Origin of the sequence: Algoriphagus aquimarinus, from assembly GCF_900112005.1 — a bacterium.
Lineage (GTDB): Bacteria > Bacteroidota > Bacteroidia > Cytophagales > Cyclobacteriaceae > Algoriphagus > Algoriphagus aquimarinus.
In genome coordinates this window covers 83975-105734 of the sequence record NZ_FOKK01000013.1, presented here as the reverse complement: position 1 = coordinate 105734, position 21760 = coordinate 83975, and the positions used below count along the sequence as shown (strand labels likewise).

The following is a 21760-nucleotide window of genomic DNA, read 5'->3' as shown; positions in this document are numbered from 1 at the left end:
ATCAAGAGCGGTTTGAATTCATGCTTTTTGCAAGAGCAACTCCGATATCCTTGATCGACAAACCGAATTTATCTCTTGTATTCATCCAGTTTTTGGCTTTCTCAAATGGACTACTTCGCATGGAAAGCATCATTGTATACAGCTTCTTATCATGCATGTACTTATCCTTTTCTTTTAGAAGATGTTCGAAAATCACTTTTTCCGAAGGATGTGGAGGATTGTTTTTTAGGAAATCTCCCAACCAATCAGAATAACTAACGTCCGCCATCATTTTGTGCAGATCATTTCCTGTGGAAGTGATAGAAAGGCGATTGCTTCTGTACTCGAAGACGGGCTTGTTCGAGTGAGCAATACCCTTTTTCGCAGAAGCTATAAAGGCCGTGATGTCATCCGAACCCCATGCGAGTGGGAGTTTGTAGAAACCACCTTGAGCTTTCAGCGCGGAAGTATTATAGACGTAATCGGAAATATAATTTGAGCGCAGTTGACGCAGGCGATGCCAGATCGAGTCATAGACGTATTCAAAAGCAGGTAATGAAGGTGTGAGCATTACGTCATTTCCATCGTCATCGATGATTTTGCTGCGGCAGTGGTAGACATTTAGGCTTGGGTAGTTTAGAATCAAATTTTCAAACTCAGCCAAATAATCTGGGGCTAAACGGTCATCATCACCCATTATGACGATATATTCCCCAGTGGAGAGTTCCAGACATTTATTCCAGTTGTCCACCAAATCATAAGCCCCTACATTCTTTTCGTTCTTGAAATATCGGATTCTAGGATCCTGATTTTTCAAGACGATCTCTTCAATTGGCTCTGGAGAGAAATCATTCAAAATGATCAATTCAAAGTCTTCAATCGTCTGTGAAAGGATGCTATCAATGCATTCTTGCAGGTATTTGCTCTTGTAGGCAGGAATACAAATCGAAAATTTATTCTTGCTCATTAGTTGGTTTTCTTTTCAAAAGTTTGGTGCGCAGAAAGTCAATATCCGCGGCTTTGATGATAAACAGAAAGTGGAATGCGGCAAAAACCGTAGTAAAAATCACCGAATTGATTACGATTCCAAGGAAACCTTCTGGTATTTCTATCAATTTCCCTAGACCAAAAGCAACTGCAAACGCAATCACAGCACCCAAAACGGAAGGTGAAAAAGCGCCGAAGAAAATCTTCTTGCTATCTAGTTTCAGCACTTTAGGGATATAATAAATATAAAAGAAACCAATCTGAATCAACATATAAGCTAAGTAACCAATTACCGCCGCGCCTACATTCAGTGTAGGTGCGAGGATCACCGTGATAGGAAGTGAAAGTATACAAGCCGTCGCCGAGGAATAAATCAGGAAGCGGGTTTTGCCTGAAGAAAGCACCAAACTAGCAACTGGAGTATTGTGCATATTGAGTAACACAGTGAGTAGCCAGATGTTCAGCCATACGGCCAAATGGAGGTAATCTTTCCCCATATAGAGTAATAGAATAGATTCCGAATTCAGCACCAGCAGAAAAACTATAAAACTTAAGAAAATAGATATGTACCGAGTTGCGGTGAAAACCATCTTCTCCATTTTGGAGTGATTCCCTTCCTGGTAGACTTTAGAAGCTGAGGGCAAAAGCACCTGAAGAAATATCGTCCCGAACGATATAATCAGCATCGCAATCGTCTGAATCACACGATAATCTGTCAATACGTCAATACCCGAAGCAAATTTTGCCAGCAAAATCGGTCGCAATTCATTTGCAGTGAGTTGGAAAAGACCCATCAGAAATATCGCAGAACTGTAGCCGATGATTTCTCTGAAAATCTTTCCATCCCATTTTGGTGTAAGCAATTGCCCTAAAGGAACTGGGAAAACACGTAAACGTAGAATATTAAGTGGAATCGGAACAAGCGTAGAAATCGTGTAGAAAAGAAAGTATTGAGGCAGAGACCACTCGAAATGTATGGCGGTGATCGCCACTATAAAATTGAGCATACTACTCACGACCGTAACTCGGTTCACATAGCCTAGTTCGTCTTTGGCACTGAGTAACTGGATGATCACATTCGACAGCCAGTTCAACACTGTACTTGCCGACAGTATGTACATCATGACCCTATAAGTCGGGATCTGGTCTGGATTGAGATTAAAGAAAAGCTGGCCATAATTAGCCATAAACATGAAAATAAGTGCATTCACCAGTCCGATGGTACCGTAGAAAATAATACTGGAGCGAGATGCTTTCCCTATATTTTCCCAATCAGCTTTGGCTTCCCACATGGAGAAAAAGCGTACAGAACCCACGTTCATCCCTAGATCCATGAGTCTCAAATAGGCATTTAGCGAGAAAGCCAAGGCGATCAATCCGTAGTCAGCTTTGCCATAATACCCAACCAATAATGGGATGGTGACGAACTTGGCAGCAGCATCGAGAATTTTGGCTAAAATCCCCCAGACTGAACCTGAAAAAATACGATGGACGGCAACGGGCTTGGTGCTCAAAATTGTCTTTTGATGATTTTGTACTGAATTTACGTCCTACTTACCAAAAATAGTTCCTCAGCTTAATTTCTCTGGATTTAAAATCAAGTATCTTTTTTGCAAGGATGAATGGTCACGGCCACTTCGGTCCTCGGTCAACGGTCTTCCAGCCTAATAACGTTTAAAGAATTTGTTATTCGGGTAAGTTCGATTGATCTTAATTATACTAGTTAAACACATGACAAAAGTCTTAATTATAGGTGCTTTCGACCGATACAATTACGGGGATTTACTTTTCCCATTGGTGATCGAGCGTCAGTTGAGTTCATATGGGAAGGATTTCGAATTTGAATATTTTGGTCTGGTGGAAAGTGATCTTTCGAGTGTAGGAGGATTACCGACTAAAGGGCTTAAAGAATTCTATAAGCAATGCGGCGATCCTACAAATCCTGTTCATGTGATTATAGCAGGTGGCGAGGCATTAGGCGTTACATGGAATTCGCTTTATGCAGCATTGAATCCACTTTTCCAGAGAATCAATAAAAGACATGTTAGAGTTAACAAAGTGTTGGATCTAAATGGATGGACTAAGAAAATCCTGAAGGGTAAAACGACGCTTCCTTTTGTATTTGATAAATCTGACTTTGCTGGAGTCCAGTCTGTGACTTTGAATTCCTTGGGTGGTTCTGGCCTAAGTCCGGCCACTTTTGCGAAGTATGATTTCTTGAAAGAGAAGCTTGGGAACGCAGATTACTTTGCTGTTCGTGATCAGCTGACCGTCGATAATTTGATGAAAAGCGGTCTGACTGCTGATCTTTGCCCAGACTCAGCCATCTTGATGTCAGAGTTCTATCCGCTGAATTATCTTCACAAAATGGTGACACATGAGGTTGCTGGATATGTTGCCGAGCACTCTGGGAAGTATGTTTTTGCCCAAATAAATAAGAAAACTACACGTGGTCACGAGCAAGTAATTGCCAGCGGACTGGATGAGATTTACCAGAAAGGTGAAACTGAAATCTGTCTTTGTCCTATCGGTAAGGCTTTGGACCATGACGATCATGAAGCTTTGCAGGAGATTGGATCACTCTTGAAGAGTCCATATACCTATTTTGATGCGGATAATATCTGGGATATCATGTATCTCATCGCAAATTCTAAATGCTACGTCGGGACGAGTTTGCACGGAGCGATTACAGCTTTGAGTTACGCTGTACCGCATGTAGGCTTGAAGGTAGAAAAGCTAGGCGCTTACTTGGCAACATGGGGATTGAAAGGCAATCAGCGCTCCATTGAGTTTTCGGAGATTTACGAGCAATTCTTAGTTGCTACTAATGCCACTAAAGAAAATCTGGAAGCTTCCAGAGATCGGCAATTCACTGAAATCAAAAAGGGATTTGATAAGATGGTGAAGGTGTTGGAGTCAAATTAAGAGCGTTTGTACTGATTTTAGATTATTTTCAAACTAAATACTATCCGTGATTTTTGTGATTTGAATCACAAAAATCCTATGAAAAAAGTGATTTGAGAATTCTATCAACTGGTAATACTCTTTCTTGATCTGCCAGCTTGTCACCCTTTAGTACCAAATAATTAATTAACGTTTGTCTTTTAAGAGTTTTATGTTTCACTATTCCAACAACATTGCGCCAATCTGCAAAAGATCCTCTTTCGGTACGATGGTTGTTTAAATAGTAGAAGGTTAAATAAGTTAAACCTGTATTTATCAAGTTATCAACATTTAAAAGCTGTAATTCAATTCTGATTTGTTTCCATTTCTTCCCCTCCATAAGGGAGAGCTAGGTTTGGAAAAAATCAATTTAATATAAAAAAAGTAGAAATGTCTAAGCCAAGAATTCTCATCAAATATGGTGGGAATGCGATGATCAATCCCCAGTTGCAGCAAGAAATTGCGGCACAGATTTTTAAACTTCAAGAAGCGGGATTTGAAGTCATCATGGTACACGGAGGTGGGCCATTTATCAATAAAGCACTAGAAAAAGCAGCCATCAAATCACAATTCGTGGATGGCCTCAGGGTGACGGAAGCCATTGCTTTCGCAGAAATCCAAAAAGCTCTGATCGGAGAAGTCAATGCTGACTTGATCTCCACGCTCAATCAAAACAAATTAAAAGCCATCGGCCTTTCTGGTAAAGATGCAGGAATGGTGCAAGCAATCAAGTATCAGCACAAATCAGCTGATGGCAGCATCATCGATTTGGGATTGGTCGGTGAGATCACGCATATCGACGATAGCCTGATCAATTTACTTTGCGAAGCAGGCTATGTGCCCGTGGTCGCATGTGTAGCAGATGGGGTGGATGGTACTTCCTATAATATCAACGCGGATACTTTTGCGGGGAAACTTGCAGCAGCGGTGAACGCTGATCAGCTTATTGTCCTAACGGACGTGGATGGACTTTTCCTCAACTATCCAGATCCTGCATCGATCATTCGCGAACTAAATGAAACTGCAGTAAATGAACATATGGGGACGACCATTCAAGGCGGAATGATCCCGAAAATTCAATCCTGCATGCTGGCTTTGAAAGAAGGCGTGAAGAAAGCAATTATTCTAAATGGCACCAAGCCGGAGCAGATCGCAAAGTATGTGATTGGCAATGAGAAAATTGGAACTACTTTGACACTACAATAGACTATGACAAATCAAGATTTATATACCAAAGACAAAGAGAATTACTTACCCACATTCAATCGCTTTCCTTTAGCTTTTATCAAAGGAAAAGGATCGAGGCTCTGGGATGCAGATGGGAAGGAATACATTGATTTATTGGCAGGTATAGCCGTGAACAACGTCGGGCATTGCCATCCGAAAGTCGTGAAAGCGATTCAGGAGCAAGCAGCTCAATTGATGCACATTTCTAACTTTTTCGTGAGTCCACAGCAAGTTGCGCTTAGTGAATTGCTAGTGAAGATCTCAGGCTTAGATCGGGTATTTCTTACCAATAGTGGTGCTGAATCTGTGGAGGGAGCGATTAAAATTGCCAGAAGATATGGACATAAAAATGGTAAAGGCGGGAAAGTCATCTCCATGCAGAATTCATTTCATGGAAGAACTTTAGCGACTATCGCTACAGGTCAGGAGAAATATCAGCAAGGATTTGGACCTATCCCAACAGGATTTGCTCAAGTTCCTTTTAATGATCTTGCGGCTGTGGCGGCCGCCATTGATTCCGAAACTGCAGCTGTAATAGTTGAACCAATTCAGGGAGAAGGAGGAGTTGTTCCTGCGGAAAAAGCGTATCTGGAAGGATTAAGAAAATTATGTGACGAGAAAGGTGTTTTATTGATTTTTGACGAAATCCAATGTGGAATCGGCCGAACAGGAAAATGGTTCGCAAAGGATCATTTCGGAGTGCAGCCAGACATCATGACTTTGGCCAAAGGCCTAGGTGGTGGAGCGCCAATCGGAGCAGTTCTTTGTAACGAGAAAGTAGCAAGCGCTATCGAATTTGGCGATCACGGAACGACTTTCGGAGGAAATCCTCTAGTAGCAGCTTCGGCGATAGCGACCATCGGAGTGATCAATGATGAGGAGCTTTGCAAAAGAGCAACCGAAACCAGCGAATGGCTACGAGGTAAATTGGCTGAGTTGATAGAAAAGCATGATGAACTGGAATCTGTCAGAGGATTAGGTTTGATGCTCGGCGTGAAGATGAAATCTCCAGGAGCGCCACTTGTGAAGCGATTACTTGAAGAAGGAATTGTAGCAAATGCAACTGCAGTGAATATTTTACGCTTAGTTCCTGCACTTAATATCAGTAGAGACGAGCTGAATATTTTCCTAGAAAAACTCGATAAAATCTTAACTGAAACCACCGTAACTGCCTAATATGAGCAATCAAAAATTAAAAGTAGCCATAGTCGGAGCGTCTGGATTTACAGGTTCTGAGTTGGCGAGATTACTTCTCAATCACGAAGGAGTATCTATAGAAATGATCACATCTGAGTCACATGTGGGTAAGCCTTTTTCTGACTTGCATCCACAGTTTTTTACGAGATTGGATATTCCTTTGGTCAGTGCTGAAGAAGTCAGTAAGCAAAAGCTAGATGTGATTTTCCTTGCTTTACCTCACGGTGTTTCCATGGATTTTGTGGCAAAATGGAAGGATTCAGGAGCGAAGATTATAGACCTTTCTGGAGATTTTAGACTTTCCACTAAGGAAGTTTACGAAGAATGGTACAACAAAAAGCATAGCTATCCTGAAGGATTTGCTACGGCTGTGTATGGTTTGCCAGAGCTTTTCGCAGATAAAATAAAGTCAGCAACTCTCGTAGCAAATCCAGGCTGCTTTCCTACCGCATCTATTTTGAGCATGGCTCCGCTTTTTGCGAAGCAGCTAGTAGAGGAGAAATCTCTGATCATCGACGCTAAGTCAGGTCTTACAGGAGCAGGAATTAAAGCGAGTGCGACTACTCATTTCTCTAATGTAAATGAGAATTTCAAAGCCTATGGTATCGCTGGTCACAGACATACCATCGAGATCGAGGAGCAACTAGGAGCTTTGGCAGGCGATCAGACTACGGTTCAATTTACTCCGCATCTACTTCCTGTAGATAGAGGTATATTGGTGACGGCTTACGCCAAAATCAAAGGTGAAATGAATCAGGAAAAATTGACTGAGATCTATCGGGAGTTTTATCAAGATAAGCCATTTGTAAGATTGAGAAATCAATCTCCAGGAATCAAAGATGTGCGTGGAAGTCATTTTTGCGATGTGTTTCCAGTATGGGATGCTAGGACTGAGCGTGTGATTGTTATCTCAGCAATTGATAACTTGCTAAAAGGCGCCGCTAGTCAGGCAGTTCACAATATGAATTTAATGTTTGGTTTGTCAGAGGCAGAAGGTTTGAACCAAGTGCCATTAAAACCTTAAAGAGACGGAAGATCGATGACGGGTGACCGAAGTAGCTTAAATCCTATAATTGACTGATTCTATAATTAGTTAGTCTACAGACAAAAGAGGATTTATAAAATATTAATTTAGAAAGCGATGATTAAAAATATTACTAACGTACGCGGCATTAAATGCTGGGGTGCGCATACTGGGGTGAAGTCCATGAAAAGGGATCTCGCGATTATTTACTCAGAAGTTCCGGCTGCAGCTGCAGGGACTTTGACCCAAAATAAAGTACGTGCTGAGCCTATCAAAATCACAGAAAAAAACCTCGCAAATAATAGGGCGCAGGTAATCATCTGCAATGCAGGAAATGCAAATGCATGTACTGGCGATCAGGGCAAAGAAGGAGCTGAAGCGATGGTGAGAATGACTGCGCAGATGTTGGGAATCTCTGAAGAGGATGTGATCGTAGCTTCTACAGGCATTATCGGTGTTGAATTTCCTACTGAAGATGTGGTAGAAGGTCTTAAGGTCAATATCCCAAAGCTGAGTGATGAGTTGAAAGCTGGATCCTTTGTGGCCAATGCTATTTTGACTACGGATACTTTTGCAAAGGAAGGATTTGTCGACTTTGAATACGATGGAGTAATGATCAACATGGGTGGCGTGGCCAAAGGATCTGGAATGATCCATCCAAATATGGCGACAATGCTAGCGTTCGTAGTGACGGATTTCCATATCGATGAGAAATTGCTTCAAGAGGCGGTAAGCTATTGCGTGGATCGATCGTTCAACATGATTACTGTGGATGGAGATACCTCTACCAATGACATGGTAGCTGTAATGGCAAATGGATTGGCGGGTAATAGAAAAGTGACCAGCAAGGAAGATCCAGGTTATGAGGTGTTTTTGGAAAAACTCTTGGGAATCCTAACTCACTTAGCAAAACTGATTGTATCAGACGGAGAAGGAGCTTCTAAGTTTATAGAATACAAAGTAACTAAAGCGAGAACTGAAGCAATTGCCAGAACATTGGTCCGTGCGATTTCAGATTCTACTTTAGTGAAAACGGCCATGTTTGGACGTGATCCGAACTGGGGAAGGATTATCGCAGCTGCAGGAAATGCCGGTGTGCCTTTCAACTATAGAAAAGTAAACTTATTCATAGGCGATCAAAATCACTTGGTACAAGTGTTGGATAAAGGGAATCCGCTTGAATTTGAGAAGTCTTACATGAAAAAGTTGCTTCGAGAATCCCATATCAAAGTATTGCTAGAGCTGAACACGGGAGAGGAAGAAGGCGTAGGATGGGGATCAGATTTGACCACGGATTACGTGATGTTCAATTCGGTTTATACGACTTAATCGATTGATTTATAGCTATTAATTAGTAATCCTGCTTCCTCTGGGGCAGGATTTTTTTATGTTTTTCTAATCTATCTTCTCAAAAAACTCTTCCAGATCAACTTCAAACCCAGCGATACATTCAGATTTGACAATATCACTATGGGTAAAAAGTCGAGATGGTACGTATTTCCCATCAGTAAGTGTATTAATGAGTAAAGTCTCCTGGTCTGGCTGAATTACCCAGTATTCCTTAACACCTGACTCCTCATAAACTTCGTACTTGTTCCGTAATTCTTTCTTATTGTTTCCCGGAGAAAGCACTTCCACTATCAAATCTGGCGCGCCAATACATCCAGCATCATCCAATTTAGTCCGATCACAAACTACGCAGACATCTGGCTGAACAACCGTAAAAATGTCTTCATTCTTTCTGGATTTGTTTGGTAATCTGACCTCAAATGGAGCGATAAATACCTTGCAATTTTTCCCTTCCAGAAATACCAAAAATCGAGAATACAATAACCCAGCTATTTCTTGATGCTTTCTTCTAGGCGCTGCCGTAGCAGAACGAAATACTTTTCCCTTGATGAGTTCGACCATTTCATCGATCTCCCAAGTCAGATAGTCCGCATATGAATACACTCCGTATTCTGTAAACGGCTCTTTTACAAGGTCTTTATCATCAGATTACATAGAAGCAATTTAAGAAAATGGTAGGAAAATATCCTTAATTGAGAAAAGACCTTCGAGATCAAAAAAAGATCTCAAAGGTCAAGATCACTTTGAATATCTACCCACTTCAAACCCATTCAACCCCAAGGTTGTATCTTTTTGCTGATGCAGTTCGCTGATGATTTTTCCTGAGGCAGGAGCCAGGCTAACACCCATCATGGAATGTCCGCTGTTTACCATTACGTTGGAATAGCCAGGAGCAAAACCAATGTATGGAAGCCCGTCTGGTGAACAAGGTCTCAGGCCTTTCCAGATTTTACTTTCTTCAGGGAATTTCGCTTCGAATTCTGGGTAAAAGCGGTTGATGGATTCGAAGATTCCCTTTACGCGATTGAGATTTACTTTTTGATTAGTGCCTGCGATCTCCATCGTTCCGCCAAATCGGATCTGCTCACCGTAAGGACTTACGGCAACTTTCATTTCGGTCAAAATCGAGGACTGCATGATCTCAGGTTTATTTTCCTGAAGGAAAGAATAACCTTTTCCTCCCATCATCGGAAGGTTAAAACCTAGTAAATCCGCCAACTCACCAGACCAAGAACCCCCACAGAGAATTACTTTTTCCGCATCTATTTTTCCTTTGTCCGTAATGACAGCTTTGACCGTGTTTCCACTTTTTTCAAAGCCAGTGACTTGCGTATTGGTCAGGAATTTCACTCCTTTTTCCTGCAAATAGCTCTTCAGAAATCTATATAATTTCCCCGGATCCAAATGTGCATCGCCAGGAAAACGAACGGCTCCACGGGCTTTCACTTCTAAGTTTGGCTCGAAAGCACGAATGTCCTCAGGAGTCAAAATATCCGCATGTAAACCATTAGCATTCGCAAGATTAGCAAACTCAATTTCTTCTTTCTCGACCGCTTCCGTTTGATAGATCATCATCAAGCCTTTTTCCTGCAAGGCTATCTGAGAGTCTGGATGCTCATCCTTGAATTCCTGATAAAGTGCTTTGCTGAGCAAACTCAGATTTTTCAAAACAGGAATAGATCGCTCTACATGTGCTGGACTGGAAGCTTTGTAGAATTGATAGCACCATTTCAAAAGTTTTGCGTCCAGCCGTGGGTGAATGTAGAAAGGACTTTTGGAGGAAAACATCCATGAAATCCCTTTGCTGATCATCCCTGGAGCAGCCAAAGGGATAATATGACTCGGCACGATCATGCCTGCGTTGCCTGTGGAGCAATTCACTTGCATATCGCCTTGATCCATTACCTGAACTTCAATGCCTTCCTTTTGAAGAAAATATGCAGTAAACAGGCCGATTATTCCGCCGCCGATGATGAGGGTTGGTTTCATTTTTTATAGCACAACCTTTGAGGTTTTTCTAACCTCGAAGGTTTAATTAATAAATACTTTTCAGAAAAGACCTTCGAGGAGATTATTCGCTCCTTTGTCGCTCATAATGACACCTCAAAGGACTAAATTACTTGGAATCCATGCACATACGGGTCGTCGTCGTCCAGGATGATTGTATTGTAACCATACACTTTCGCCCAGCCTTCTATGCTTGGGATGATAGCAGGTTTTCCGGCGATTTCGGTTTCTTCCTCGATTCTACCGATGAATTTGGAACCAATAAAGCTTTCGTGTATGAAGTCTTCCCCTGGTTTCAAAAGTCCTTTGGCGTACCATTGAGCCAGTCTAGCTGAAGTTCCGGTGCCACAGGGTGAACGGTCAATAGCTTTGTCTCCGTAGAAAACTGCATTACGAGCAGTGCTGGTAGGATCAAGCGTTTTTCCTGTCCACAGCACATGAGAAAGTCCTTTGATAGCTGGTTGCTCTGGATGTACAAACTCGTATTTCTCATTCATTTTCTGGCGAAGTGAGCGAGCCATGGAGATCAATTGCTCGGCTTTGAAATGCTCTATGCCGGGGAAATTCTCCTGAGGATCTACGATGCAATAGAAATTGCCACCATAAGAAACATCCACAAGGAGTTTGCCCAATTCGTCAGATTCAATTTCCAAACCTTCCGCTGCCAGAAAGCTTTTGACATTCGTCAGCTTGACAGATTTGACTTTTCTGCCTTCCTGTTTGTACTCCACTAGAACAAGTCCAGCGGGAGTTTCTAGTCTCAGCTTACCGGGATTTTTTGGGTAGATCAGTCCTTCCTCGATAGCTATCGTAACTGTTCCAATCGTACCATGTCCACACATCGGGAGGCAGCCACTAGTCTCGATGAAGAGCACAGCGACATCATTCTCTGGATCATGTGGAGGGAAAAGCATGGAGCCAGACATCATGTCGTGACCCCGAGGTTCGAACATCAGACCTGTCCTAATCCAATCTAGATTATCCAAGAAATACTGGCGCTTTTCCAGCATGTTTTCACCTTTCAAAAAAGGAACTCCGCCCGAAACTACTCGAACTGGATTACCACAAGTATGGGCATCAATACAGGAGAACGTGTGTCGTGTTGACATGAACTAATTCAAGATTGGAAAATTAAAATATTGGAAAATGAAGTTGTAAGGTAATTGTAACGCCTCCTTGATAAGTTAGGATTGAAGTGCATAAAAGCCTCGTAAATCGCCATTCGTACTTCCCACTTAGATTTTCTCTACTGTATATTTTCCGTTTACTTGTCTTACTATTTTCATTGGGTTTTCATTCTTCAAAGCGTCTGGCAATAAATCAGGATGCATGTCTTGGAAGGCAATTGGGCGGGCAAATCTCTTGATCGCACCGGCGCCGACAGAGGTGCTTCGGGAATCTGTAGTAGAAGGATATGGTCCACCATGCTGCATGGCATAACCTACTTCTACTCCAGTCGGAACTCCTTGGAATAGCAATCTTCCGCACTTTTCTTCTAAAATATTGATCAGTGCTGCATTTTGCTTAAGCTCAGGAACATCTCCCCACATCGTAATTGTCAGTTGACCGTGAAGTTTTTTGGCAGCTTGCATCAATTCATTTGGCGAGTCGTATACCACCATCAGGGCAAATGCTCCGAAAACTTCTTTTTGGAATACATCGTCTGCCAACCAATCAGCCGCTTTTATTTCTGCCAAAGCAGGACTACCATTGATCAGGTGCTTAGGGTCAGCCACTTTGATCCACTTCAATTCTTCCCGTGTCTGGTAGTATTCTATGGACTCATAATATGCCTTGGCAATGCCTGGATGAAGCATAGGTGAGCCCGCGATGTCTTTGATTTCCTGAGCCATTGCAGCTTCAAATGCTGTAGCATGGGAACTTGGAACAAAGATCAAACCTGGGTTAGTACAAAATTGTCCAGATCCCATGGTGAGAGATCCTACATAGGCTTGAGCTAGAGGGACAAGTTCGTTTTGAAGTTTGCTAGGAAAAGTGAACACTGGGTTCACTGAGCCCATTTCTGCATAGACAGGGATTGGTTCCTCACGCTTATTTGCCAGATCGAAAAGTGCTTTTCCTCCGGTATGAGAACCAGTAAATGCTACAGCTTTGGCCAAAGGATGCTGCACCAATGCCTGTCCGATTTCGATTCCACCTTCTACATGGATAAATACTCCTTCAGGCAAATTAGAACTGATCACAGCTTTATGAATGCATTCAGCGACCAATCTTGAAGTTTCTGGATGGGCAGGATGACCTTTGTAAATAACTGGGCAACCAGCAGCCAAAGCGGAAATAGTATCTCCACCGGCTGTTGAGAATGCCAATGGGAAATTGCTTGCACCAAATACGACCACAGGGCCCATAGGAGTAAGCATTTTTCTGATATCTGCTTTAGGCATTGGAGAGCGGTGTGGATCTCCTGGATCTATGGTCGCTTCCAGCCAGCTTCCTTCTCTCACCATATTGGCGAAAAGTTTGATCTGGCCTGTAGTTCTGCCCATTTCACCGTTGATTCTACCTTCTGGAAGATTGGATTCTTTTACAGCCACAGGCACTATTATAGATCGATTTGCTTCCAAAATCTCTGCGATTTTATCTAAAAAGTCTGCTTTGAGATTTGCAGGAACATTTTTGTACTGGAGAAAAGCCTCGGTTGCTGCGTTGAAAATTTGATCGATCATAGGATTTGTGAGTTTAAAAGATTGATAATTTGAAGATAGGAAAAAGGTGCAAGACAAATGCCATTAACCCTAGAGCTTATAGCTTTGGTCTGTTAGCAATTCCGTCAGTAATGATTTTCTCAACACGAGTTCGCTCTTCCCCGATCAAAGTCAATCTTGGAGCTCTCACGTGCTCAGATCCTATACCGCAATGTTGCTCGGCAAGTTTGATGTATTGAACGAGTTTTGGATGAATATCCAGTTCTAAAAGAGGCAAGAACCAACGGTAGATTTCTCTTGCTTCTTCGTTTTTGCCTTCGTTGACTAAGTTGAAGATCGTGACTGTTTCCTTCGGAAAAGCACAAACCAAACCAGCCACCCAGCCATCTGCTCCCATTACCAATTCTTCCATCGCTAAGGTGTCTACGCCACAAAGCACTTTGAAACGATCACCAAATCTATTTCTCATACGAGTCACGTTAGAGATGTCGCGTGTCGATTCTTTGATCGCCTCGATATTTTCGCATTCTACCAACTCCGCAAACATGTCCAAGGTCACCAAAGTCTTGTAATCCACAGGATTGTTATAGATCATGATTGGAAGATCAGTGCTATTTGCGACAGCTTTGAAATAAGCCACGACTTCTCTCGCATCAGCTGCATATCTCATTGGAGGCAAAATCATCAAACCTGCAGCGCCGAGTTCTTTGGCTTTTGCAGCCCAAAAAAGTGCATCTTGAGTCGCACCTTCGGCGATATTCAGGATCACTGGAACTTTGCCGTCAAGGTACTTTACCGTCTCGCGGGTCAGTGTGATTTTTTCTTCCTGAGAAAGAACAGAGCTTTCTCCCAATGTACCACCAAGAATAATCCCATGAACTCCGGATTCCAGTTGGAAGTCAATATTTTTGAAAAATAACTCCATATCCAAACTTCCGTCAGCATGAAATTTAGTTGTCACAGCGGGGAATACACCTTTCCAGTTCATATCGTTTTTTTTCTTTCAAAATTAGAGGATCAGAGAAGTCTTTGAAAGGGGTGATTTAGTAAGTTATGGTTCTATATTGATCAAAAAATGAGTATAATTGAATTTATATAACAACCCAAGCCTATTTTTACTTATGAGTAAGGTAATCTCCTTTCAGATCCCTAAGTCTGAAAAAACGTTTATTCAGTACCAAGAAGATCGCGGAAAGTATTTTTACAATAACCTTCATCAGCATCCTCAAGCCCAATTAACACTCATTGTGGAAGGTAGGGGGCAACTTCTAGTCGGAGACTATGTGGGGAGATACGGGCCGGGAGATTTGTTCTTGTTGCCCGAGAGTATCCCACATGTTTTTCGGAGTGATGCGGATTATTTTGAGGAGGAAAGCAATCTTAGGATTGCAGGAAACACTATTTTCTTTGATTTCAAAGTGATGAGTAGGGCTTTTTCAGAAGTGGAAGACTTTTTTGAGCTCACTCATCTCAATGAAAAAATCACAGGATGCTTTAAAATAAACGGTGATACAAGAGATGAAGTGGGAGAATTGGTTTCTAGATTTTCTGAGTTTTCAGGTCTTACTAGATTGCAACAATGCATCCATATCCTATCGCTTTTAGATTTTAATTCTGATGATTTGGTTTCACTAAATCAGATACCTGTGCTTAGAACTATGAATGAGCGAGACGGTAGACGAATGGACCAAGTGATGAGATTTATTCTCGATAATAGTACTAGACAGATTAGCTTAGAAGAAGTAGCCGAACAGGCATTTATGAGCAAGGAGGCCTTCTGTAGGTTCTTTAAATTACGAACGAGAAGGACTTTCACCCAATATGTTCAGCAGCTAAGAGTTACTGAAGCCAAAAAATTGCTTTTAGAAACAGACTTGAGTGTCTCTCAGGTCTCTTATCAAGTAGGTTTCCAAACTTTATCTCACTTCAACAAAACTTTCAAAAGCCTTACCGAAATGACTCCGAAAGACTGGCGGAAATTGGAGTAGCTAAATTTCTACTATGATTACCCGCAATGATGCCAGTAGACTTACTTTGATTTCTAGGCTGGAAGACCGATACTTCGACTTTGCTCAGTACAAGCAATGGGTGACCGATGTGGCCTCAATGCTTGAGTTTACCAAATCCTATGATGTATTTGTTACATTACTGGCAGAAAAGCAGATACACATAATATCTAATTAGCTCATACATTACTATCTAGAAAACTCTTCCATATAATCGCTGTGCCCTTGCATCTTCTTAAGAGAAAGCGTTTACGAAAAAATAGCGCCCTTGCGCCTTCGCGGGAGACACCACTTACCCCTTCTGCAGTAACCCCAACTTCCTGTTGATCTCCGAAATCTCAATTCCGACTTGCTGTAGCGTCAGTGGCTCCTGCGGAAACTCATCACTCATATAGTATTCAAATTTCCAGATCTCACGAATCTCTTCCGCAGGTACTTGATAAGGCGTGTAGACAGGATTGAGGGAACGCAGCAAAAAGCTTCTTTCCTCTGTCTGAAAACTCAGCATCTTAAAACTGACTCCTTCACTTGCCGTCACTACTACGCAGGGAGTCTCTTTGGCAAGGCGCCATTCGGATAAATATGAGCCAATCACGTATGCCCCATCCGCGATAGGCAGCATGCTATCTCCTTCGGTTTGGAACATGCGATATTTCTTGTCCTTTGGCAGATTGGGCAAATTGAAAACTGGCAGCGTGCTCAAATACTCCGGATCGCCGAAGCCTCCTAAGTAACCCGCCTTCGCCTTGATCGGCACCAGTTCGATGTTATCCTCATTACTTGAGCTGACCGTGGTGGCGAGAATCCGAACTTTCGAACCGCTCAGAAATACATCATTCCCAGCTTCCAAATCACGGATTTTCAGTTCGCTGAGCTTGGACAGATCCACCCGAAGAAGCGTGTCCACACTCATCCTGAAATAATCCGCACATAGCAGCAAATCCTCAATTGCCGGCGACTTACTATGGCCATTTTCATGTGCATTGAGTTTTGCCCTAGTCATGCCAAGATTTTCGGCTAGCATGTCTTGACTCAATTTGCGTCGCTTTCTAAGAAATTTCAGATTGCTCGCCCAGAAAAAGCTTTGACTTCCCATTTTTATTCGATACAATTAATGACAATAAAATGATACTAATACTATCAAATATAGCAAGTAATCTGAGAAATGGAAAGGCATATCGTGCATTTGGATTTGGACACGTTTTTTGTGTCTGTGGAGCGGTTGAAAAACGAAGCGCTAAAGAACAAGCCCGTCATCATCGGCGGTAGCTCCGACCGGGGAGTGGTGGCTTCGTGCAGTTACGAGGCACGGAAATTTGGCGTGCATTCCGCTATGCCGATGAAGCTGGCGCGACGGCTTTGTCCTTCGGCATTCTATATCAAAGGCGACCACGATAGTTACAGCCAGAATTCACGCATAGTCACAGAGATAATTCAGGAGCAGGTTCCGTTGATGGAGAAAGCTTCGATTGATGAGTTTTACATCGATATGACGGGAATGGATAGGTTTTTTGGCTGTGAAAAATTCACCAAGGAACTGCGGGAAAGGATCGTTAGAGAATCAGGATTACCCATTTCCTGTGCTTTGGCAGTGAATAAACTGGTGTCCAAAGTGGCTACGCATGATGCAAAACCTAACGGGCAGACGACCATTGCTTTTGGAAAAGAAAAGCCTTACCTCGCTCCACTTCCTATCCGAAGAATGCCGGGAGTGGGCGAAAAGACCTCCACACTACTGGAACGAATGGGCGTAGAAAGTATCAAGCTGCTTAGCGAGATTCCTCCACGGATGATGCAAAATCTCTTGGGAAAATCAGGGATCGACCTTTCCAGAAAAGCCAATGGAATCGACGAATCCCCCGTGATTCCCTACACCGAGCAGAAAAGCATCGGCACGGAAAATACCTTTGAGTCGGACACCATCGACATGGCTTTTCTCAATAGCCAATTGGTGCGAATGACGGAGAAAGTGGGTTTTGAGCTTCGCCAAAAAAATAAACTCTGTGGCTGTATCACAGTAAAGCTTCGCTATGCCAATTTCGATACGGTCAGCCGTCAGTGCATTATATCTTACACCAGTTCGGACGAAGTGCTTTTGCAAAGAGCCAAGGAACTCTTTGCGAAGCTCTATGAAAAGAGAATGCTTGTGCGTCTGGTCGGCGTGAAAGTCAGCCATCTAGTGCAAGGTTGCCAGCAGATCGACCTTTTTCAAGACACCGAAGAAGGTGTGAGTCTATATCAAGCTATCGACTGGATCAAAAACCGCTACGGCGAAAAAAGCCTGACCCGAGCCATCACCTTAACCCGCGCTTAAGATGTTTATCACTTGTAAAACCTGGTTCAGCTACCGCTACGGCACCTTCAGTACCGAGAAGCTTGTGGATACTGCAGCGGAGCGGGGCCTTTCCTCTCTTGGTCTCACGAATATCAATAGTACGGCCGATCTTTGGGATTTTGTGGATTTCTGTAGGGTCAAAAATATCAAACCTATCGTAGGGACTGAGATCCGAAACGAGGATGTTTTCTGCTATACTTTATTGGCAAAAAATGACGCGGGACTACTTGAGATCAATCGTTTTCTTTCTCATCATTTGCAGCTAGACTTGGCTTTTCCTGAGCGTCCAGATTGCTTTTCAGAGGTATTGATTATCTATCCGGCTGGGAGCTTTGCTGCGCAAAATTTGCATGAAAATGAATTCATCGGCATATTAGCAAGTGAACTGAATCGCCTGAAAAGACAGGAAGTGGAGGCTTCCCCCAAGAAATATATAATCCGCCATCCCGTCACCTTCAAGGATAAAACAGCCTTTAATATTCATCGTCTGCTTCGAGCCATCGGCAAGAATACCCTGATTAGTAAACTGGGAGAAAAGGATTTTGCTTCGCCGGATGAAATGTTCGTGTCGGAAGCAGCATTGATGAGTGCGTTTCGGAATTTCCCCAGTATGATCAGCAACACATTGCAACTCATCGATTCCTGTGAAATAAAGACTGAACTACACACCGATAAGAATAAAAAGAATTACAGTGCGAGTAAGGAAGACGACCGGATTTTGCTGGAAAAACTTGCCATAGAGGGACTTCAGTATCGCTACGGCAACAATCCCGCGGCTAAAGCCCGTGTGATCAAAGAACTGAAAATCATTGACCAACTGAATTTCAACGCCTACTTTCTTATCGTTTGGGACGTGATCCGCTATGCCCAAAACCGCGGTTTTTACTACGTAGGTCGTGGTAGTGGTGCCAATTCGATCGTAGCTTATTGTCTGAAAATAACGGATGTGGACCCAATTAAACTCGATTTGTATTTCGAGCGATTTCTGAATCCTCACCGAACTTCCCCTCCGGATTTTGATATGGACTTCTCTTGGAAAGATCGGGATGAGGTGATCGATTACATTTTCAAGCGCTACGGTAAAGATCATGTTTCGCTGCTTGGAATGTACAGCACCTTTCAGCGAAGAGCGGTGATCCGTGAATTGGGAAAAGTTTTTGGCCTACCAAAAGAAGAAATCGACCAGCTCGTTCGAGGCAAGGATCAGCCAATGAATGAGGACAAGATCCAGCGCACCATTCTCAAGTATGGGCAGCTACTGGAGAATTTCCCTAATCACCATTCTATCCACCCTGGCGGGATGCTGATTTCGGAGAAACCCATTTATCAATACACAGTGAATGAAATGCCACCGAAGGGTTTTTGCACGGCGCAAATAGACATGTTTTTAGCTGAGAAAATTGGCTTATTCAAACTCGACATTCTCAGTCAGCGTGGATTGGGACATATTAAGGAAGCAATTGGACTGGTGAAGAAAAATAGGGGAATAGACATCGACATTCATCGAGTAGAGGAATTTATGAGCGACCCAAAAGTCGCCAGCCAGATCCGAAAGGCGGATACGATTGGTTGCTTTTACATAGAAAGTCCGGCCATGCGGCAGCTTCTCACCAAACTGAAATGTGACGATTACCTCACGCTGGTGGCCGCCAGCTCGATCATTCGTCCAGGGGTGGCACAGTCTGGCATGATGAAGCAATACATCGAACGATTTCATGACCCGGAAAAAGTCGTCTATCTCCATCCCAAAATGAAGGAACTGCTGGAGGAAACCTATGGCGTGATGGTGTATCAAGAAGACGTGATCAAGGTCGCGCATCACTTTGCCGGACTGGATATGGGCGAAGCGGATATTCTTCGTCGTGCCATGTCTGGCAAGTACAGATCACACAATCGTTTCAATGAAATCAGGGAAAATTACTTTGCAAACTGCAAGAAACTTGGGCGTGAGGATAGCGTCGCAGCGGAAGTTTGGAGACAGATGGAATCATTCGGCGGCTATTCTTTTTCCAAGGCTCACTCGGCTTCTTTTGCTGTGGAAAGTTATCAGAGTCTTTACCTGAAGACCTATTTCCCCATGGAATTTATGGTGGCGGTGATCAATAATTTTGGGGGTTTTTACAGCACCGAATTCTATTTTCACGAACTTAAACGCACTGGAGCGAAGGTAAATCCACCTTGCGTAAACCGTAGTGAATACCTCACCAATATCATCCAAGAGGAGGTTTTTGTAGGCTTGATCCATGTGCAGCAGTTGGAAAAAAAGCTCTGTGATTTAATTCTCGAGGAAAGGCAAGCCAATGGAGCATATATGAGTTTGGAGGACTTTATCGAGCGTACGCTAGCTGGCCCAGAGCAATTGAATATTCTAATCAGCGTAGGAGCTTTTGGCTTTATGGGTTTGGGAAAGAAGAAATTGCTTTGGAAAGCCAATTTCGCTCAAAAGCACATGACAGCTATTCCTGATTCTCCCGCGCTTTTCAAGGAGCCGGCGATAGACTTTACGCTACCGGATTTTCCTGACTACCCACTCGAAGACGCGATTGATGAGATCAATGTGCTCGGTTTTGCACTGACAGACATGTTTCGACTTTGCGCCCATGATGGCAAAGGAATGACGCTGGCAGATCAATTTCCAAGCTTACTTGGAAAGCAGATTGAAGTGCTCGGTCAGCTCGTCACTACCAAAGATGTACGTACGATCAAGCGGGAACATATGGCTTTTGGGACTTTTCTAGATGCCAAGGGAGACTGGCTGGACACCGTTCACTTCCCCAATTCTCTCAAACGCTACCCATTTCAAGGCAAGGGTTTTTATAAAATGCGTGGCAAAGTCGTAGAGGAATTTGGTGCCTTTGCGCTAGATGTACATGCCATGTGGAAAGTGGGACTGAAAGATAAAAAGGAGGTGCCACCGATATCGGTACTTTCTATTGTATCTGCATAATAGACTTCATTCTAGCTTATGATAAGGATGAAAGTCGATTCGTTTAACCAATTGTTCTAAGATTCCGAAGAAAGAGGCAGTTTGAACCTATTATCACACATTTTCCCCAATAATTGAGGAGATAATTACCCGAAATAGGGCGATGGGATATGTCGTAATATTAGTATTGTTCAGTTTTTGGAGGTTTGTGAAAAACTGTTAAATAGCTCTATAGAAGCCATTCAGCTACTTTTTGAAGTGATAAGGATCAGTGTTTTTAGCTCATGGCACTCGGTTTGGCTATAAGAGAAGAAAAACAAACCAAACATGAAAAAACTAATTTTATCACTTACGCTAATGGTTGTTGGATTTGCTACTTACGCCCAGACAACACGAGACATTGAAGATATCAATGAAGATAATTCCTGGCTTAAACTGGGGATTAATTTAGGAGCTCCAGTGGGAGATATTGGGAATTATTCATCTTTTGCTTTCGGTCTGGATGTAGCTGGACAATTTATGCGTACCGACAATTTTGGGCTTGGTGTAGTATCTGGTTATACGCAGTATTTTGCTAAAAATGATGTAGTTGGAGCAGAGAATTTCGGAGCGATACCTTTAGGTTTAATGCTTAGGTATTATCCTGAGCCTTCAGGATTCTTTGTGGGAACAGACGTGGGTTACACATTTTTAACGGGTGATGTAATCAGTGACGGTGGTTTTTATATCCGTCCGCAAGTAGGTTATCATAATTATGATTGGAATATTTTCGCTTTTTATAATCAAGTATTTACTTCAGATCCTGCTGCTGATATTCAGACTATTGGTGTAGCGGCGACTTATAATATTAGATTCAAATAAACACTAAATAACCATGAAAAATCAACTGAAAAAGTATTCACAGAGTCTATTTTTATTTCTAATGACTATGTTCTTTTCGGTCGCGGCATTTGCACAAGACGGCGGATTAGACATCGATGTCAATATCGGTAAAGAAGAATGGTACCAACAGCCATGGGCTTGGGTAGTAGGTGGAGCTATATTTGTTTTGATACTTGTAGCACTACTTCGAAAGAGGAAATAGTAAAAAAGGTCGTTTCAACTTGAAACGAC

Annotated in this window: 20 protein-coding genes; 11 read left to right on the top strand and 9 right to left on the bottom strand. The window is 42.6% G+C overall.

Annotation, left to right across the window (positions count from 1 at the left end; translation table 11 throughout):
• Nucleotide 1 precedes the first annotated feature (1 nt).
• Together BM291_RS16080 and BM291_RS16075 are read right to left on the bottom strand one after the other, a co-directional pair.
• On the bottom strand, nucleotides 2–946 hold the full coding sequence (locus BM291_RS16080) for a glycosyltransferase family 2 protein (RefSeq protein WP_092899273.1): 945 nt from the start codon (nucleotides 944–946) through the stop codon (nucleotides 2–4).
• Nucleotides 933–2480 (bottom strand): lipopolysaccharide biosynthesis protein, encoded by a 1548-nt coding sequence (locus BM291_RS16075; protein WP_092899271.1) that lies wholly within the window; start codon nucleotides 2478–2480, stop codon nucleotides 933–935. Before BM291_RS16075 ends, BM291_RS16080 begins: the two co-directional genes overlap by 14 nt.
• A 217-nt stretch (nucleotides 2481–2697) precedes the next feature.
• Between BM291_RS16075 and BM291_RS16070 the strand changes: the two genes are divergently transcribed.
• Nucleotides 2698–3891 carry a polysaccharide pyruvyl transferase family protein gene (locus BM291_RS16070; RefSeq protein ID WP_092899269.1) on the top strand — a complete coding sequence of 398 codons (1194 nt, stop codon included), beginning with the start codon at nucleotides 2698–2700 and terminating at the stop codon, nucleotides 3889–3891.
• 76 nt (nucleotides 3892–3967) lie between these two features.
• On the opposite strand, the gene BM291_RS16065 is transcribed toward BM291_RS16070, so the two are convergent.
• Nucleotides 3968–4249, bottom strand: a complete 282-nt coding sequence (locus tag BM291_RS16065) for a hypothetical protein (protein ID WP_092899267.1) — start codon at nucleotides 4247–4249, stop codon at nucleotides 3968–3970.
• A 50-nt stretch (nucleotides 4250–4299) separates the two neighbouring features.
• Here BM291_RS16065 and argB point away from each other — a divergent pair, with 50 nt between their 5' ends.
• The 4 genes from argB (at nucleotide 4300) to argJ (ending at nucleotide 8686) form a co-directional block, all read left to right on the top strand.
• Nucleotides 4300–5115, top strand: a complete 816-nt coding sequence (gene argB / locus BM291_RS16060; RefSeq protein ID WP_092899265.1) for an acetylglutamate kinase — start codon at nucleotides 4300–4302, stop codon at nucleotides 5113–5115.
• Between the two features lie 3 nt (nucleotides 5116–5118).
• Nucleotides 5119–6312 carry an aspartate aminotransferase family protein gene (locus tag BM291_RS16055; protein WP_092899263.1) on the top strand — a complete coding sequence of 398 codons (1194 nt, stop codon included), beginning with the start codon at nucleotides 5119–5121 and terminating at the stop codon, nucleotides 6310–6312.
• Between the two features lies 1 nt (nucleotide 6313).
• The gene (argC, locus tag BM291_RS16050; protein WP_092899261.1) at nucleotides 6314–7357 is read left to right on the top strand and encodes an N-acetyl-gamma-glutamyl-phosphate reductase; all 1044 of its coding nucleotides are present in this window, start codon (nucleotides 6314–6316) and stop codon (nucleotides 7355–7357) included.
• 117 nt (nucleotides 7358–7474) lie between these two features.
• Nucleotides 7475–8686 (top strand): bifunctional glutamate N-acetyltransferase/amino-acid acetyltransferase ArgJ, encoded by a 1212-nt coding sequence (gene argJ, locus BM291_RS16045; RefSeq protein ID WP_092899259.1) that lies wholly within the window; start codon nucleotides 7475–7477, stop codon nucleotides 8684–8686.
• A gap of 66 nt (nucleotides 8687–8752) precedes the next feature.
• Here argJ and BM291_RS16040 read toward each other — a convergent pair whose 3' ends face one another.
• From BM291_RS16040 to BM291_RS16020, 5 genes are all read right to left on the bottom strand, one after another.
• Nucleotides 8753–9310: a Uma2 family endonuclease gene (locus BM291_RS16040; RefSeq protein ID WP_245786899.1), complete on the bottom strand. Its 558-nt coding sequence runs from the start codon at nucleotides 9308–9310 to the stop codon at nucleotides 8753–8755.
• A 135-nt stretch (nucleotides 9311–9445) separates the two neighbouring features.
• Nucleotides 9446–10696, bottom strand: a complete 1251-nt coding sequence (locus tag BM291_RS16035; RefSeq protein ID WP_092899257.1) for an NAD(P)/FAD-dependent oxidoreductase — start codon at nucleotides 10694–10696, stop codon at nucleotides 9446–9448.
• A gap of 122 nt (nucleotides 10697–10818) precedes the next feature.
• Complete coding sequence (locus BM291_RS16030; RefSeq protein ID WP_092899255.1) at nucleotides 10819–11823, bottom strand: 4-hydroxyproline epimerase; 1005 nt, start codon at nucleotides 11821–11823, stop codon at nucleotides 10819–10821.
• Between the two features lie 126 nt (nucleotides 11824–11949).
• Complete coding sequence (locus BM291_RS16025; RefSeq protein ID WP_092899253.1) at nucleotides 11950–13401, bottom strand: aldehyde dehydrogenase (NADP(+)); 1452 nt, start codon at nucleotides 13399–13401, stop codon at nucleotides 11950–11952.
• 76 nt (nucleotides 13402–13477) lie between these two features.
• Complete coding sequence (locus tag BM291_RS16020) at nucleotides 13478–14368, bottom strand: dihydrodipicolinate synthase family protein (RefSeq protein WP_092899251.1); 891 nt, start codon at nucleotides 14366–14368, stop codon at nucleotides 13478–13480.
• A gap of 133 nt (nucleotides 14369–14501) precedes the next feature.
• On the opposite strand from BM291_RS16020, the gene BM291_RS16015 reads away from it, so the two are divergent.
• Nucleotides 14502–15368 carry an AraC family transcriptional regulator gene (locus BM291_RS16015; RefSeq protein ID WP_092899249.1) on the top strand — a complete coding sequence of 289 codons (867 nt, stop codon included), beginning with the start codon at nucleotides 14502–14504 and terminating at the stop codon, nucleotides 15366–15368.
• Between the two features lie 13 nt (nucleotides 15369–15381).
• The gene (locus BM291_RS16010) at nucleotides 15382–15564 is read left to right on the top strand and encodes a hypothetical protein (RefSeq protein ID WP_092899247.1); all 183 of its coding nucleotides are present in this window, start codon (nucleotides 15382–15384) and stop codon (nucleotides 15562–15564) included.
• A 114-nt stretch (nucleotides 15565–15678) separates the two neighbouring features.
• Here BM291_RS16010 and BM291_RS16005 read toward each other — a convergent pair whose 3' ends face one another.
• Nucleotides 15679–16482, bottom strand: coding sequence for an XRE family transcriptional regulator (locus BM291_RS16005; RefSeq protein ID WP_092899245.1), 804 nt, complete (start codon nucleotides 16480–16482; stop codon nucleotides 15679–15681).
• 69 nt (nucleotides 16483–16551) lie between these two features.
• Between BM291_RS16005 and dinB the strand changes: the two genes are divergently transcribed.
• From dinB to BM291_RS15985, 4 genes are all read left to right on the top strand, one after another.
• Entirely contained in the window at nucleotides 16552–17700 is a 1149-nt protein-coding gene (dinB, locus tag BM291_RS16000; RefSeq protein WP_092899243.1) for a DNA polymerase IV, read from the top strand.
• 1 nt (nucleotide 17701) lies between these two features.
• Entirely contained in the window at nucleotides 17702–20668 is a 2967-nt protein-coding gene (locus BM291_RS15995; RefSeq protein WP_092899241.1) for a DNA polymerase III subunit alpha, read from the top strand.
• 306 nt (nucleotides 20669–20974) lie between these two features.
• Entirely contained in the window at nucleotides 20975–21508 is a 534-nt protein-coding gene (locus BM291_RS15990) for a hypothetical protein (RefSeq protein ID WP_092899239.1), read from the top strand.
• 13 nt (nucleotides 21509–21521) lie between these two features.
• A complete protein-coding gene (locus BM291_RS15985; RefSeq protein ID WP_092899237.1) occupies nucleotides 21522–21731 on the top strand; it encodes a hypothetical protein in 210 nt (69 codons plus the stop codon).
• The last annotated feature ends 29 nt before the right edge of the window (nucleotides 21732–21760 follow it).